This is a genomic window from Sporofaciens sp. St.21A7, assembly GCF_059728535.1.
Window position 1 is genome coordinate 1,317,097 of sequence record NZ_BAAGFN010000001.1, and the last position, 14,111, is coordinate 1,331,207.

Below are 14,111 nucleotides of genomic sequence, written 5' to 3' on the forward strand. Positions count from 1 at the left end.
ATCAATTTTACCGAAGGGAGTTTTTGAAAAATGGACCTGAACCCGTGGGAACGCCGCCAGAAGATTTTGGAGGCTTTGTGTCTCCGGCGGCATGATACTTATGGCAATTTGGCACATGAGTTTAACGTCAGCACCGGGACAATTCGCCGTGACATTGTGGTGCTGACCTGCTCCTATCCGATTGAAACCGTCCAGGGTGGTCACGGCGGTGTTCGAGTGGCGGAGTGGTTCCACCTGGACCGCCGGATGCTCAATGCGGAGGAAATTGCCTTACTCCGCAGGCTGGGGGAATCCCTGGACGGCCATGACCGCGAAATGCTCAACCGGATTATTGCAGTATTTTCGCATTGAGGGCAATCATCATGCAAATCAAAATCAGTGAAATCAAAATCAATCCAGGACGGCGGGATACCCAACAGAGAAACGTGGAGGAACTGGCCCGGAGTATCGCCGCCGTGGGCCTGATGAACCCCGTCACCGTCACCCAGGACAACACGCTTATCGCCGGACTTCACCGTTTAGAAGCGGCGAAGCTGCTGGGCTGGACGGAAATTGAGTGTACCGTCAGCGATGCGGACGGCCTGCAAGCGGAACTGGCCGAGATTGACGAGAACTTTGTTCGGGCTGGTTTGTCCCATCGGGAGTTGGGCGATCTGCTTCTGCGCCGGAAGGAACTCTATGAAGCCATCCACCCGGAGACGCGCCAAGGCCAGCGAAATGGTCAGACAGCTAAAAACGACAATTTGACGGTTTTAGCGGCAAAGCCCTTTTCGGAGGATACTGCCGATAAGCTGGGGATCAGCAAACGCACCGTTGAGCGACTTGTCCAGACCGCCGCCAATCTGACCCCGGAGGCCAAGAAAACCATCCGGGATGCTGGCGATAAAATCACCAAAGGGGACGCGCTGAAAATATCCAGACTACCCCCTGACCAGCAGGCGGAGGCCGCTGCCGTTCTAACCATAGCCCCACCCACGCCGAAGAAGCAGGGGATGATGGACAGCGAAGCGGCTTTGAGAGAGTTTACGTCTCTCTGCTCCCGCTATGTTTCCGGTATCAAATCCCTTCATCACCGGGCAGGCATTTTCGCCGGAATGTCAATTTCCCAATTTGACGCATTGGGCAATAGTGCGTATTCTGTCACGACCGCAATCAAAGAATTTTTCGAGAAGGTACATGAAATCCGACACGAAATGGAGAATGAACATGAAAACTGATTACATCACCGCCAGTACCACCCTGCCGCCTTATCTGGCCTATCCCCGGTTTCTGCTGGGGATGGACTTGCGGCTGATTACGAAAGAGGTCTATGCCATCCTGCTGGACATGGTGATGAACGGCGATGCCAGCGTGGACAAGCATGGACGGCGGTATCTGACCTTCATCAACCCGGAGATCGCCAAGCTGATCGACCGCACTCCCTCCACCGTAGGCCATGCCTTGGCGGAGTTGGAGCGTGTCGGGCTGGTAAAGCGTCATTGGGTGAGCCGCAGTCCCACCCAGCCTTACCACACCTACGTCAAGTTACCCGCAGGAGAGGATGAACCGTGATTGTCCACATGAACTATCAGCAGTACCGGACAGCCCGGAGACTGGTACATAGCTGCTGCAATTATGACGGCGGGTGCTGCCTGCTTCTGGACAATGGTGAGGAATGTGTCTGCCCACAGAGTATCACCTACTCGCTGATCTGCAAATGGTTTCGTGCCACCGTCCTGCCGCTGGACAATGCCCTGTGCGCCGCCCTGCTCTACCGTGACCATATGAAGCCCTGCGCCATCTGCGGCAGCTACTTTGTTCCAAAATCCAACCGGGCGAAATACTGTTCGGAATGTGCTGAACAGGAGCGGCGGCGTAAGACCCGTGACCGAGTGCGCCGACATAGGGCTGATATGTAACGCTTTAGGCCCGAAAAAGGCGTTGATTTGCAAGGCTTTCCGGGCGCTGGTCAATAGGGGGGGGGCTGATACTTTTCCTATCCAGCACCCCGGAAGGCCCTCAAAAGGCCCTCAACGGTGCAACAAGGCCAGGAGGTGAAACCTATCGCAGACTACATGAAAAAAGATAGCAAACTGCTCCCATATCTGCCCTATCCCCGGTTCCTCCTGGACGTGGATTTAACGCAGACCGCCAAAGTTCTATATGCCGTTCTTTTGGACAGAGCCAACCTCTCCCGCGCCAATGGCTGGACAGACGAGGACGGGAATATCTACATCGTCTTTCCGCTCAGCAAGATTGCTGATCTGGTGGACAAAGGCCCCTCAACCGTCAAGAACGCATTGAACGAACTGGAAACCGCAGGACTGATCGAGCGTCGGCGCTGTGGGAACGGGATGCCAAATCGTATCTATGTGAAGCAGCCAGACAGCCAGGATATTGACCGTCTGATGGACAAAAAACTGGCTGTCAAACGGCCAGAAAATTGGCCTGCTGATAGCCAAAAAGTTGGCCGTCAGATAGCCAGAAAACTGGCCCCTAATAAAATAGGTAGTAGTAACTTGAAGAATAACTTGAGTAGAGTGAGTGAGAGCGCCCATGTGCAAGGCCGCTATCAGAATGTTTTCCTTTCGGATACGGAGATAGCCGAACTGCAAGCGGAGTTGCCCGACCTCTGGCAGCAGTATGTGGAAAAGCTGTCCGAGTACATGGCCTCCACAGGCAAGACCTACCAGAACCATGCCGCCACCATTCGCCGCTGGGCAGCGGAGGATAGGCGCAAGGGCAAAAGCATACCAGATTACACTTACGAGGAGGGCGATAGCCTATGAATGATTTTGACAGCATTGTGAAGCGAATGACCGTAACCAAGTTGGAGCCAGGAGACTACACCGGGGCGGATGGGCTTTTGTACTGCGGGAAGTGCCGCACTCCCAAGCAGTTTCGCATGGACAAGCCGCCGTTAGAGGGGCGGCTGCTCCCCTGTCCCTGCCAGTGTGAGCAGGAACGCATTGACCGGGAGACAGCGGAGCAGGAGGCCCGCCGTCACCGACAGATTGTGGCAGATTTGAAGCGCCGGGGCCTCACCGATCCGGCTATGCGCGATTGGACATTTGCCAATGACAACGGCAAATGCCCGCAGATGAAACACGCCCATTTCTATGTCGAGCATTGGGATACCATGCTGGCGGAGAATATCGGATATTTGCTGTGGGGGAGCGTCGGCACCGGGAAAAGCTACTTCGCAGGGTGTATCGCAAATGCGCTGATGGAGCGTGAGATCACCGTTCGCATGACCAATTTTGCGTTGATTCTGAATGATCTGACTGCCAGCTTCGAGGGCCGTAATGAGTACATATCCCAGCTTTGCCGCGCCCTGCTGCTTATCATTGACGATTTTGGCATGGAGCGCGGGACGGAGTACGGATTGGAGCAGGTCTATAACGTGATTGACAGCCGCTACCGCAGTAAGAAGCCGCTGATCGTCACCACCAACATTCCCCTCCAAGATTTGCAGCACCCCCAGGATACCGCCCATGCTCGTATCTATGACCGCCTGCTGGAAATGTGCGCCCCTATCCGCTTCTCCGGCGAGAACTTCCGTAAGGCTACGGCGCAGGACAAGCTGGCGCGGCTGAAAAATTTGATGGACTGAAAGGAGTTGCCTATGAAAAAAGCCCAACAGGATAAACCCGCTACACCCAAGGCCAAGGACAAGCCCCGGTTCATTGTGACCCGCGAATATAGCGGCAGTCAAAGCATGAGGGCTGCTTTTGAGCAGGCCATTGAATCTCAGGCTTGCGGTCAATTTGAATCCTGGCTTGAAAAGAAGGAGCGCGGTAAAAATGCCTGTTGAAAAATTTGTCATATCGTGGTATCATGACCATATCGTGTCCCTGTTCATTAAGGAGATTACCAATGAACAGGAAGAATAAATCTGCCCCATCTGTTACCGCCCTGTACTGTCGGTTGTCCATTGAGGACGGGCGGGAAAATGAGAGCATGAGCATCAGCAATCAAAAGGCCCTGCTGCGTGATTTTGCTGAGAAAAATGGCCTGCTGGATTACGAATTTTACGTTGATGACGGTTACACAGGCCGCAATTTCAACCGTCCTTCGTTCCAGCGGATGATTGCCGACATTGAGGCTGGGAAGGTTAAGTGCGTTATCACGAAAGACCTCTCCCGCCTGGGCCGGAACTACATCGAGGCTGGCAGCTACATCGAAATCTTTTTCCCGCGCCATAATGTCCGCTATATCGCTGTTACCGATGGCGTGGACAGTCTGAACCGGCAGGAGATGGACATTACCCCCTTCAAAAATATCCTGAACGATATGTATAGCCGGGATATTTCCAAAAAAGTTTTGGCGGGGTGGATGGCTCGTTCCCGGCAGGGGAAATTCCTGGGCGGTCCCACTCCCTACGGCCTTATGCGTGACCCAAACGATCACGGGCATCTGATTATCGACCCGGAAACTGCCCCCACCGTCAAGCTGGTGTTTGATCTGGCACTGAACGGGTGCGGCACGATGAAGATTGCCAAGCACCTGTTAGAGCGCAAAATCCCAATTACACGCATTAAGGAGCCTGTGGAATCCGAAGTCCGCTATTATTCGTGGAGCGGTTCGGTGATTGGAAAAATGCTCCGTAACCCGGTCTACAAGGGCGATCATGTGGTTTGCAAGTGCCACCAAAAGGCCATTCGCTCCAACACAGTGAACTTTATTCCTCGTGACCAGTGGGAGATTATCGAGAATTGCCATGAGGCCATTGTCAGCCGGGAGCAGTGGGACAGGGTGCAAAAGCTGATTGACCGCCGCCCGCCCATCATGCAGGGGAATAGTTGCCCCTTTTATAATCTGTTCCACGGTCTTGTCTACTGCGCCACCTGTGGGAAATCCATGCAGGTACGCTATGAGAAAGTCGGCAGAACCGGGAAGAACCGCTTCACCGGAGAAATGCGGGAGCCAATTGACAAGGCGTATTACATTTGCCAGACCTATAACCGGCTGGGGAAAAACGCTTGCACCAGCCATAAGATTGAAGCCCGTGACCTCTACAATCTTGTGCTGTCGGACATCATGGAGCATGGAAAAATGGCCTTGCAGGATGCAGAAGCGTTCTATGGGCGGCTGACCCACCGGCTGGAGCAGCGGTATTCTATTGACGAAAACAGTCTGAAAAAGGAGCAGGACGCTCTTGCGAAGCGTAACCAGGAAATTGACGAAATGTTCATGAGCCTGTATGCAGACAAGGCAAAGGGCATTTTGACCGAGCAGCGGTTCTTCCGCATGACTGAAACTCTGGAGCAGGAACAGGCAGACAACAAAGCCCGGATGCAGGCGATCACGGACGAGTTACGAACCGCCAGCGACACGGAGGACGATGTGCGCCGGTTCATCGGGGAAATCCAGGAATATGCGTCTATCACGGAATTGGATGAAACTATTTTGAATCGGCTAATTGATAAAATTATTATCAGCGCAGTCGAGGTTATTGACGGAGAAAAAGTGCAAAAAGTCCGCATTATTTATAATTTTGTGGGGGAAATTCCGAATTAGCTGAAATATATTTAGTATTGCCTCTATAATGGGGCAATACTAAATATGATAATTAGCAGGAAATAAAAGGGAGGCAAGTACAATAGTTATGGAGAACAAACATAAGCATATGGATTATATTCAATCCGCAATAACAAGGATGTCCTCAAATTCCTTTTATCTAAAGGGGTGGAATATAACTATTGTAGCCGCAATAGTGGCCTTATCGATAAAGGAAAGTGATTGGAAAATATATGCTTGTGCGCTATTTCTAACAATAATTTTTTGGTTTTTGGATTCATACTATCTCAAGCAAGAAAAACTTTTTAGAGAATTATATAAAAAAGTATCCAGTGAAACTAATGACAATGCAATTGATTTTTCAATGGATACTAGCCCATATAAAAATAGTGTTTCAAATATTCCAAGCATCATGTTTTGGAATATTTCTGTAACACCGCTTTATTTATCAATCTCTGTCGTGTTGATTATTTTGATTCATGTGATTTAGAAGGGGGATTATATGTTTTCCAAATTTCAGTTAGAAGGAATCACTCCGTACGACTTTAGTGGCTACGAGGGCTACGGACGTTCGTATTTTGAAAATTATCAAGCCGAAATAGAAACAAGTTTGCAGGATTTTATTGACGAAAATGGAGTAATAGATGGAACAAAATTGCAAAACCATTGGTTTCCAGTAGAAACCGATTTTGATGTGTTTTTGTCCCATTCCCACAGTGACGAAAAAACCGCGATTGCTTTAGCTGGTTTTTTGCAGAAAGAACTTGGACTAAATACTTTTATAGATTCTTGTTTGTGGGGATATTCCAATGAGTTATTAAAAAGAATTGATATACAATACTGTATGCATCGCAATGGGGAAATGTTTGACTACGATAAGCGAAACTATTCCACCAGCCATGTTCACATGATGTTATCAATAGCCTTAACAAGCATGATTGATGCGTGTGAGACAGTTTTTTTACTTAATACTCCACAATCAATTTCTTTAGAAGAAGACATAAAAAAAGAGCAAACAAGTTCTCCTTGGATATATCATGAGTTGTCAACAGCAAATGTTATGAGAGTTAAACCTATAACTGATTACAGAAATCAGCAAGAGTTTTTGGAGCATAAAGACGGTGTTTACAATTTTGTTAATGAAAGTGCATCTCTAGCGATAAAGTATTACGTAGACGGTGTTTTGCAAAACTTTTTACCGCTTACTGCAGATGAATTAAAATCTTGTGCACAAAGGTGGAAAACCGGACGAAAAGTTTTTCAAAGTCCATTGGATTATATCTATCTGTCCAAAGGAATTATCTCTAAACAAACTTTTGCTGATTAGAGTTGAAATAGTTTATAATCTCGAGGGTTCCCTATTCTTTAAGAGAATTGGGAACCCTCGAGATTATTTTTGAATTCACCACTTGACAATGTTGCAGTGAACTGATGTCAACCGATGAATTGGCGGTGATGGACGGCGGCAAGTGCATCTTGCAGGTGCAGGGCGTAAGGCCGTTTTTCAGCGACAAATTTGACATTACCAAACATCCGCAATATAAATACCTGCTGGATTCCAGCAAAAAGAACGCTTTTGATATTGCAAAATATCTGAGCCGGAGATTGACCGTCCGACCGGACGACGTTTTTGAAAGCTGTGAACTCGAAGCGCCGCCCGCGTCTGATGCACCCGCCGATTGACTTTTCAACCGGCGGGCTTTTTTTGTCCCTATCCAACCAATCACAACAAATTTAAGGAGGAAAATGTATGGAATTTTTTACGAGCGCAATCGACACTTTGAAGGTACTGGTTATCGCGCTGGGCGCTGGCCTTGGCGTGTGGGGCGTTATCAACCTGCTGGAAGGTTACGGCAACGACAACCCTGGCGCGAATGCTCATGTACGGTAAAGAAGCAAGCAACCGAAAACAAGAGATAGACCGCCAGCACCACACTATTCCGAACCAAAGAAACCAAAGACCAAAAGACAAGCACCGTGGAAATGTGTATAACTTGCTATTCCGTCATGGAAAAGTCCGTTCACAGAACATGGAAAAGCTAAAGTGCAGCTTTCCCACATTCTGCAAACAGACTTTCCCACAACTCCATAAGATAGCAAGTTATGCACATTACGCACAGTGCCGACTACTACGGAATCCCTCTAGTTCCTGTTAAATAAAAGGCAAGAAATATTATATGCTTATTTGTTGATAAAGTATAAAATATGCAGAACAATATTGCTATAGTTTATACTGCCATATATAATCTCTAATGGCATTGAAAAAATAAAGAAATTGATTAGAAATAGATTTTTATTTGTTAATCTTAAGAAAGATAATAACTTCTCGGAATCTCAATGAATGAGATTCCAACCGAAAATTGACAACTGAATATCGTGCAGGAAAAGAAGTTTGAGAAAAATGGACATAAACATTGGACATAGCGGGTACTATGCCTTGAAAAATCTTATGGGATCGCTTAAGATATCATTATTAGGCGGCTAATCCTAATAATGATTCTTGAAACGCCTTAATCGATGGCATTTCCCAGGCATCAAGGTGTTGTAGCATCATGATGCCGTAGAGGCGGCAGTACCACATCTTCGTAGATCGGTGCCTGCCGTCTTCTAATTTATAGTCCTCTTTCTCGCGCTTGTTGGAGCGTTCCACGGAAGTCCTTCTGTCATATTCCTTTTCCCATGCTTTAGAGTCCCTTGGCGGTATGTTAAATAACCTTGGATTGTCATCGGTAAAGATATGTACGGTCCTGCCGTATTTAGCCGGTGAACAGGGATGCTCACAGAAGCAGCCCCGTTTTCGGTTGGCTTTTGGGCATCGGTATTTCGCCCGGTGTTTGGCAGCTTCATATCCATCTTTATGCATACGTAAGCCCAACTTACAGACAGGGATCCCATCGTCATCGATTGTGAAATCGTCCTTATAGGTAAAATGCCCGGTATGTCCGGGGTTGAGGTCGATAAACGGCGTGATGTTTTCCCGTGTGCAGTATTCATAAACAGGGCAAGCGTCATGGGCAGAATCCAGAAGGAGTTTTTCAATACGGAATTCCGGAAGGTATGCTTTCATTGTGAAAAAGGAATGGAGAAAGGAAAGCATGTCATGCCGGGAAGCCCGTTCCAAAAGTGGAAATACAGGGAGGTCGCTATAGGAATCGGAAGCCACATACATGTAGAGGTGGGAGCCGAAGAAATAGCATTCCCGGTGGGAGTCCCATCCCCAGTTACAGTCAGGCTGGGAGTAATGGCGCTTACAGTTACAGGAAGGATAGCCTTTTTCCTTACAATCGCAGATACGCTTTTTTCGTTGCTGTGCGGCAGTACGGACAGGGGTGCCGTCACCGGCAAGAGCCAGACGGTCTGAGTCGATCAGCCCATTGCGGATAGAAAGGTCCAGGAACTGCTGCTGATAGAGCCGGAAAACAAGGGAAAAAGGGTTATCCGGTTTCAGATGCCAGCGTTCCAGCAGGGGAAGGAGTTTGGAAGCCGTGCTGGAAGAGTCGCAGGGAGTCTTATCGCCTTTCTTTTTGCCTTTGGGAGTTTTCTTTATCTTAGGGAAGCGGTCTTTCGGGGAAAGGTTGCTGGAGTCATGCTGCCAGATGCGGGAAAAGAAATCATAAAAAGTACCGACACCAGGGGTATCACCGAAAGAGAAACCGCTGAGGATGGCATAAAGGGGAGTTTCCTTAAGCATGCGGCACCAGACAGTGATGGAAGAGACTTTCAGCTTCAAAGCAAGCAGGTAGGAGCGCAGCATGCAGGAAGGGAGCCTGGGTTCCGGGCCAAAAACAGAGTAACAATCCTGCATGATAGAATCAGTCTTGGAAAGATCGAGATACCAGAACTGCACGATATAATCCCAAGTGCTTTTGGGAAGCGCAAAGGGATCCGGGTAAAATTTAAGGAACTGGGATACGAAAGTATCCTGAAAGGCGGCATGACCGCCAGGATTACAAGGTAACATCAAAAATCGCCTCCAATCAAAAAATGTACTTATTGATCAAGGGCGCGAAGCGCCGCATTTTTTGACTGGTTTGTCAAGTGTTTTTGCAAAAAAAGTGGGTGATTTTTTGAAGCAAGGGTCTGAAAGCCTTATAAAGTAAGGGCTGAAGATTCCGAGAAGTTATGATATTCAAAAGGAGGACATATTTATGGCACAAAGCATACTAATTGTAGATGACGAAAATGAAATTATATCAATGCTGTATCGTTATTTCAGTAAACTTGGATATACAGTATATACTGCAACAGAAGGAAAAACTGCATTAAAAGAAGTAGAAAAGAATCCTAACATTATTTTGTTAGATGTTAATATGCCGGATATAGACGGATTTACTATTTGTGAAAGAATACGGGATTATGTTTCATGCCCTATTATTTTTTTAACAGCACGTATTGAAGATAGTGATAAAATAAAAGGTTTTTCTATTGGAGCAGATGACTATGTAATAAAACCATTTTCTATTGATGAATTAGAAGCTCGTATTGCAGCACATCTCCGTAGAGAAAAAAGGCACAATATAGCTTCAAAAGTGCAATTTGATGATGATATGGTTATAGATTATTCCTCGCGTATTGTGTTTTACCATAATACGGATATAGCTTTTACCAAAAAGGAATTTGATATAATATCTTTCCTTTCACAAAACAAAGGGATTGTTTTTGATCGGGAAACTATTTATGAAGAAGTTTGGGGGTTAGACGGAGTTGGCGATAATACAGTTGTCACAGAGCATATCAGACGTATTAGGGCAAAATTTTTATCTTTAGGCGATAGACCTTACATTGAAACAGTTTGGGGGTGCGGATATAAATGGGAAAATTAAAGCAAAGCAAATTGTTCAATCAGTTAAATAACATGAGTATCAGGATGTCCTTTGTTCTTTATGCTTTGTTTTCGTTGTTGATTGGAATAATTATTTGTATCTTTTTGATTTCAATGGTAGACAGTTATAGAATAAATCTAAACTATAAGTATGAAAATATGACAGCAAGGTATGATATACCGGAAAATGGTTCGTTTACTGCCGTCTATAGCAACGACCAAACAAAATACACAATATTCGACACTAAAGGTAATGAGATATGCAAATTCAATGTTGATTATCAAAAAGAACGTCCAGTACACGAATATGTCTATCCGAACCATGTTTCATATATTGAAGTTACACCTAATTTTACGAACCGGGACAGACTGATTGACAGTGTTTTAGGTTCACTAAATATTGTAATAATTCCTACCATACTATCTATTAGTATGATATGTTGCGTAACATTTTTTTATAAAAAGAAATTATCAAAACCTATTAAGCTATTGACTAATGCATATCATAAAATTGAAGCAAACGATTTAGATTTTGAATTATCATATCCATTAAATGATGAAATGGGGAAACTCTGCCATGCTTTTGAAAAAATGAAAGAATGCTTGGCAAAAAATAATGAAACTATGTTTCGGCAATTTGCTGAACAGCGCCGCCTAAATGCAGCTTTCTCACATGATTTACGAACTCCTTTGACCTTATTAAAAGGTCATGCTACTATGCTGCTTTCTTTTATTCCAAAAGGCTTGGTATCACAAGAAGAAATATTAGAAGAAATATCAGTAATGTCAAAAAATGTTTCGCGGCTTGAAAAATATGTAAATGCCATGACAAACTTATACAGATTAGAAGATATTGAAATTTCACGACAGCGTATTACTTTTTATTCATTTATCGACAGTCTGAATGATACAGCAGAATTACTTTGTTGTGACAAACATTTTTCGATTACAACAAATGGAAAAAATGTAGACATATTTATCAATTTAGATGCAGTTATGCAAATTTATGAAAATTTACTCTCTAACAGTATTAGATATGCAAAAAATGATATTGTTATTAGCGTAGTAATAAAGAATACTGATTTAGTTATATCAGTTTCGGACGATGGTTGTGGTTTTAGAAATAGTGATATTGGAAAAGCAACATTACCATTTTATAAATTATCAAAAGATATATCTACTGAACATTTGGGGTTAGGACTGAATATCTGTAAAATTCTATGTGAAAGACATGGTGGAAAAATTCAAATTGCTAATAATAAAGCAGGGGGAGCATGTGTTACGGTAAAAATAAATTGTAGTGAAAGTTGATTGAAAATAGACATTTTATTGCTACGATATATCCAAAAGAAAGGAGATAAGGACAAATGAAAAAAATAATGAGTATGTTTATAACCTTATCGTTACTGGTGTGTACTGTCGGGTGTAGTCAAACAGAGGACAGTGATAATCATGTAGTACAAGACTATTTCGAAGAATATGAGTTTTCTCCTTATGGAAATGAAGAAGAACTTGACACTTTGGAGGATTTAAAGATTTCAATGAATACAGAAAAGGATTTAGACCTAAAGCACCTTTCGTTTTTAATAGAAAATAATTCTGATAAAGAATACCGATATTCACCAAATTATTTTGAAATAGAAGCTGAACAATCCGGTACTTGGTATCAGCTTAAGCAACTTGATGACCCCTCAAAGAGCAATGAAAAGGATTGTATTATTAAGCCTGATGAACGACTAACATTAGAAATTGATGTTAAAAGTTTTTATGGGGAATTGCCTGCTGGACACTATCGCTTGATTAAACAATTTACTTTCTTTGAAAATGAGAGAGATTGGGATTACGATGCTTATAATTTATCTTGTGAATTTACGACTAGGTAAAAAATTCTTCACTCTGTTTCGCAAATAGGTAATTAAGGCTTAGCAACCCAAATTACTGCTATTCCTTTGAATTATAAATGCAACCGTAAACCATGCACCGGCACATGTGGGAGAGAGGGGGAATTATTTATGGCTTGCACAGAAGCATACAAGGAGCATATCGAATACACATTTAATGCCTTTTGCAGAGTAGTTATACGCTATGCCGCTATCAACGCATGGCGTGACAGGGATAAGCGGCGGCAAAGGGAAATATCCTTTGAATACCTCACCGAAGAAAAGTTTTACCCATTCAGTACAACAGATAAATATTTTATAGACCCTTGTAAGCAATACCCTGTTACGATATGCGATCAGAGGGTTATCCTTACGAGCTGGGAGCTTGCCGAAGCCCTGTCCTCTCTGCCGGAGAAAAAGAGGGAAATCATTTACCTTTACTTTTTCGGGCGTTACACACAACAGGAAATCGGGGAACTGTACGGACGCTGCCGGAGTACGGCGTGGCATCACATACACAGTGCCTTGCAAATACTGCATGAAGAAATGGAGGTGCTTTACCGTGAGGAATCCTAAACTTGTGCCATATGAAACGATTGTCCGGGCGACCAGCGGAGAGCCGGAAGCCGTTGACGAAGTTTTACGGCATTACAGCAAGCGAATCCGAATTGCTTCCCTTGAAAACGGACAGGTCAACAAGGACACCGAGGACAACATCAAACGGCGGCTTATCGCTGCCCTGTTCCAATTCCGCTTTGATGAACAGCCATACCCCAAAACTGAATAACCGCCGCATAGAACGGCACACCAAGACAGGAAATCAAGAAAAGATTTCCTGTTTTTTTGCGTTTATGTTCGGCGTTTTGAAAAAGTTATGTTGTCGTAGAACTTAAAACAAAGAGATTTGAACCGGAGTATGTTGGAAAATTAAATTTTTATGTTACCGCAGTAAATAAGCAATTAACAGGAGATGGCGATAATCCGGCAATAGGTTTGCTTATTTGCAAGGATAAGGATAATGTTGTGGCAGAATATTCTTTAGAAGAAGTTTCACAGCCGATTGGTATTGCAGGATACGAATTAAGCAATGCGCTCAGCAAAGAATACCAACGCAGTCTTCCTACAATAGAAACGTTGGAGTCTGAAGTTGCAAAAATGATGAATACAAAATAAATAGTCTGCAAGTTGTAGACTGTTTGTATCCATGTTATTTCGCACAAAACTGTCAAAATTAACAAGCTATTTCTAAACAATTCCTAACGATTTATCATTGTAAAACTCCGTTCATATATGATGTAAGTGTGGGCAATTTTACAAATAAATAGAGAACTGGTTTATATCTTAACCAGTCCTCTATGCAAAGAAAGATATGTTACCACAATTCTATTGAATCTTCTGCATCTACCCATGTCTGCATACCACACTCAAGATACAGTGTTGCATATTCAAGAGGGTTGTCTATTGCTAAAGCATTTAAGGCACATTCAGAGCATGGTGTTGTTTTCAATCTTTCTTCCGCTTTTACGCAGTCTATACGTAAAACATACCCGTCAAAAGTTGTTACATCAATACAGTTATGAAGCATATTATATGTTGCATGAATAAATCTCATAGTTTTTCGTCCTTTCTTCTTGAGTTTTGGAGAAATTTGTGAAAGCATTCCAATCAGTTCTTCCTGCCCTGTTCATTTCATGTTATAATTTGTTACAGGTTTTTCTTTCCCATATTTTTGCCCTTATGAGAGTTCGTAACATGAGGGAAAAGGATATAACACAAGGGAAAGTCTAAGGGCAAACTCACTTGCTATAAATTTAGCATTTTCAAGGGTTTGCGGACTTTTTGAAGATAAAATATAACAGTTAATAAATGCTATAAAAAGTGTCTTATCAGAATTCCCGTTTGTAAAGAGG

General features: G+C 44.0%; 17 protein-coding genes and 3 pseudogenes. 18 read left to right on the plus strand and 2 right to left on the minus strand.

Features of this window, described 5'->3' with window-relative positions; all coding sequences use genetic code 11:
* Positions 1–30: 30 nt before the first annotated feature.
* The 12 genes and pseudogenes from AC6I3O_RS06625 to AC6I3O_RS06680 all read left to right on the plus strand — a co-directional run bounded on the left by AC6I3O_RS06625 (position 31) and on the right by AC6I3O_RS06680 (position 7,390).
* Complete coding sequence (locus AC6I3O_RS06625; RefSeq protein ID WP_300561214.1) at positions 31–351, plus strand: DeoR family transcriptional regulator; 321 nt, start codon at positions 31–33, stop codon at positions 349–351.
* An 11-nt stretch (positions 352–362) separates the two neighbouring features.
* Complete coding sequence (locus AC6I3O_RS06630; protein ID WP_300561217.1) at positions 363–1,217, plus strand: ParB/RepB/Spo0J family partition protein; 855 nt, start codon at positions 363–365, stop codon at positions 1,215–1,217.
* Entirely contained in the window at positions 1,207–1,551 is a 345-nt protein-coding gene (locus AC6I3O_RS06635) for a winged helix-turn-helix domain-containing protein (protein ID WP_300561220.1), read from the plus strand. Before AC6I3O_RS06630 ends, AC6I3O_RS06635 begins: the two co-directional genes overlap by 11 nt.
* Before the next feature lie 8 nt (positions 1,552–1,559).
* Positions 1,560–1,917 (plus strand): annotated as a pseudogene (locus tag AC6I3O_RS06640) (cysteine-rich VLP protein); the annotation flags it as partial.
* A 137-nt stretch (positions 1,918–2,054) separates the two neighbouring features.
* The gene (locus tag AC6I3O_RS06645) at positions 2,055–2,768 is read left to right on the plus strand and encodes a replication initiator protein A (RefSeq protein WP_497850188.1); all 714 of its coding nucleotides are present in this window, start codon (positions 2,055–2,057) and stop codon (positions 2,766–2,768) included.
* Positions 2,765–3,592, plus strand: a complete 828-nt coding sequence (locus AC6I3O_RS06650) for an ATP-binding protein (RefSeq protein WP_300561226.1) — start codon at positions 2,765–2,767, stop codon at positions 3,590–3,592. The genes AC6I3O_RS06645 and AC6I3O_RS06650 overlap by 4 nt, the downstream gene beginning before the upstream one ends.
* Positions 3,593–3,604: 12 nt before the next feature.
* Positions 3,605–3,793: a hypothetical protein gene (locus AC6I3O_RS06655; protein WP_300561229.1), complete on the plus strand. Its 189-nt coding sequence runs from the start codon at positions 3,605–3,607 to the stop codon at positions 3,791–3,793.
* Between the two features lie 62 nt (positions 3,794–3,855).
* The gene (locus tag AC6I3O_RS06660) at positions 3,856–5,499 is read left to right on the plus strand and encodes a recombinase family protein (protein ID WP_497850189.1); all 1,644 of its coding nucleotides are present in this window, start codon (positions 3,856–3,858) and stop codon (positions 5,497–5,499) included.
* A gap of 88 nt (positions 5,500–5,587) precedes the next feature.
* On the plus strand, positions 5,588–5,989 hold the full coding sequence (locus AC6I3O_RS06665; RefSeq protein ID WP_497850190.1) for a hypothetical protein: 402 nt from the start codon (positions 5,588–5,590) through the stop codon (positions 5,987–5,989).
* Positions 5,990–6,001: 12 nt separating this feature from the next.
* Positions 6,002–6,826 carry a hypothetical protein gene (locus AC6I3O_RS06670; RefSeq protein ID WP_497850191.1) on the plus strand — a complete coding sequence of 275 codons (825 nt, stop codon included), beginning with the start codon at positions 6,002–6,004 and terminating at the stop codon, positions 6,824–6,826.
* 98 nt (positions 6,827–6,924) lie between these two features.
* Positions 6,925–7,182 (plus strand): annotated as a pseudogene (locus tag AC6I3O_RS06675) (VirD4-like conjugal transfer protein, CD1115 family); the annotation flags it as partial.
* Positions 7,183–7,249: 67 nt separating this feature from the next.
* Positions 7,250–7,390, plus strand: coding sequence for a Maff2 family mobile element protein (locus AC6I3O_RS06680; protein WP_004060551.1), 141 nt, complete (start codon positions 7,250–7,252; stop codon positions 7,388–7,390).
* A gap of 582 nt (positions 7,391–7,972) precedes the next feature.
* Here the strand turns inward: AC6I3O_RS06680 and AC6I3O_RS06685 are convergent.
* On the minus strand, positions 7,973–9,460 hold the full coding sequence (locus tag AC6I3O_RS06685) for a hypothetical protein (protein WP_497850192.1): 1,488 nt from the start codon (positions 9,458–9,460) through the stop codon (positions 7,973–7,975).
* A gap of 187 nt (positions 9,461–9,647) precedes the next feature.
* Between AC6I3O_RS06685 and AC6I3O_RS06690 the strand changes: the two genes are divergently transcribed.
* The 6 genes and pseudogenes from AC6I3O_RS06690 to AC6I3O_RS06715 all read left to right on the plus strand — a co-directional run.
* Positions 9,648–10,322 (plus strand): response regulator transcription factor, encoded by a 675-nt coding sequence (locus AC6I3O_RS06690; RefSeq protein ID WP_497850193.1) that lies wholly within the window; start codon positions 9,648–9,650, stop codon positions 10,320–10,322.
* Positions 10,310–11,632, plus strand: coding sequence for a HAMP domain-containing sensor histidine kinase (locus AC6I3O_RS06695; RefSeq protein ID WP_497850194.1), 1,323 nt, complete (start codon positions 10,310–10,312; stop codon positions 11,630–11,632). Before AC6I3O_RS06690 ends, AC6I3O_RS06695 begins: the two co-directional genes overlap by 13 nt.
* 56 nt (positions 11,633–11,688) lie before the next feature.
* On the plus strand, positions 11,689–12,204 hold the full coding sequence (locus AC6I3O_RS06700) for an immunoglobulin-like domain-containing protein (RefSeq protein WP_016283891.1): 516 nt from the start codon (positions 11,689–11,691) through the stop codon (positions 12,202–12,204).
* 129 nt (positions 12,205–12,333) lie between these two features.
* Positions 12,334–12,777 carry an RNA polymerase sigma factor gene (locus AC6I3O_RS06705; RefSeq protein WP_497850195.1) on the plus strand — a complete coding sequence of 148 codons (444 nt, stop codon included), beginning with the start codon at positions 12,334–12,336 and terminating at the stop codon, positions 12,775–12,777.
* A complete protein-coding gene (locus AC6I3O_RS06710; protein ID WP_497850196.1) occupies positions 12,764–12,988 on the plus strand; it encodes a helix-turn-helix domain-containing protein in 225 nt (74 codons plus the stop codon). Before AC6I3O_RS06705 ends, AC6I3O_RS06710 begins: the two co-directional genes overlap by 14 nt.
* A gap of 92 nt (positions 12,989–13,080) precedes the next feature.
* Positions 13,081–13,374, plus strand: a pseudogene (locus tag AC6I3O_RS06715) (PDDEXK nuclease domain-containing protein); the annotation flags it as partial.
* 199 nt (positions 13,375–13,573) lie between these two features.
* Here AC6I3O_RS06715 and AC6I3O_RS06720 read toward each other — a convergent pair.
* The gene (locus AC6I3O_RS06720) at positions 13,574–13,813 is read right to left on the minus strand and encodes a DUF6061 family protein (RefSeq protein WP_497853429.1); all 240 of its coding nucleotides are present in this window, start codon (positions 13,811–13,813) and stop codon (positions 13,574–13,576) included.
* Positions 13,814–14,111 lie beyond the last annotated feature (298 nt).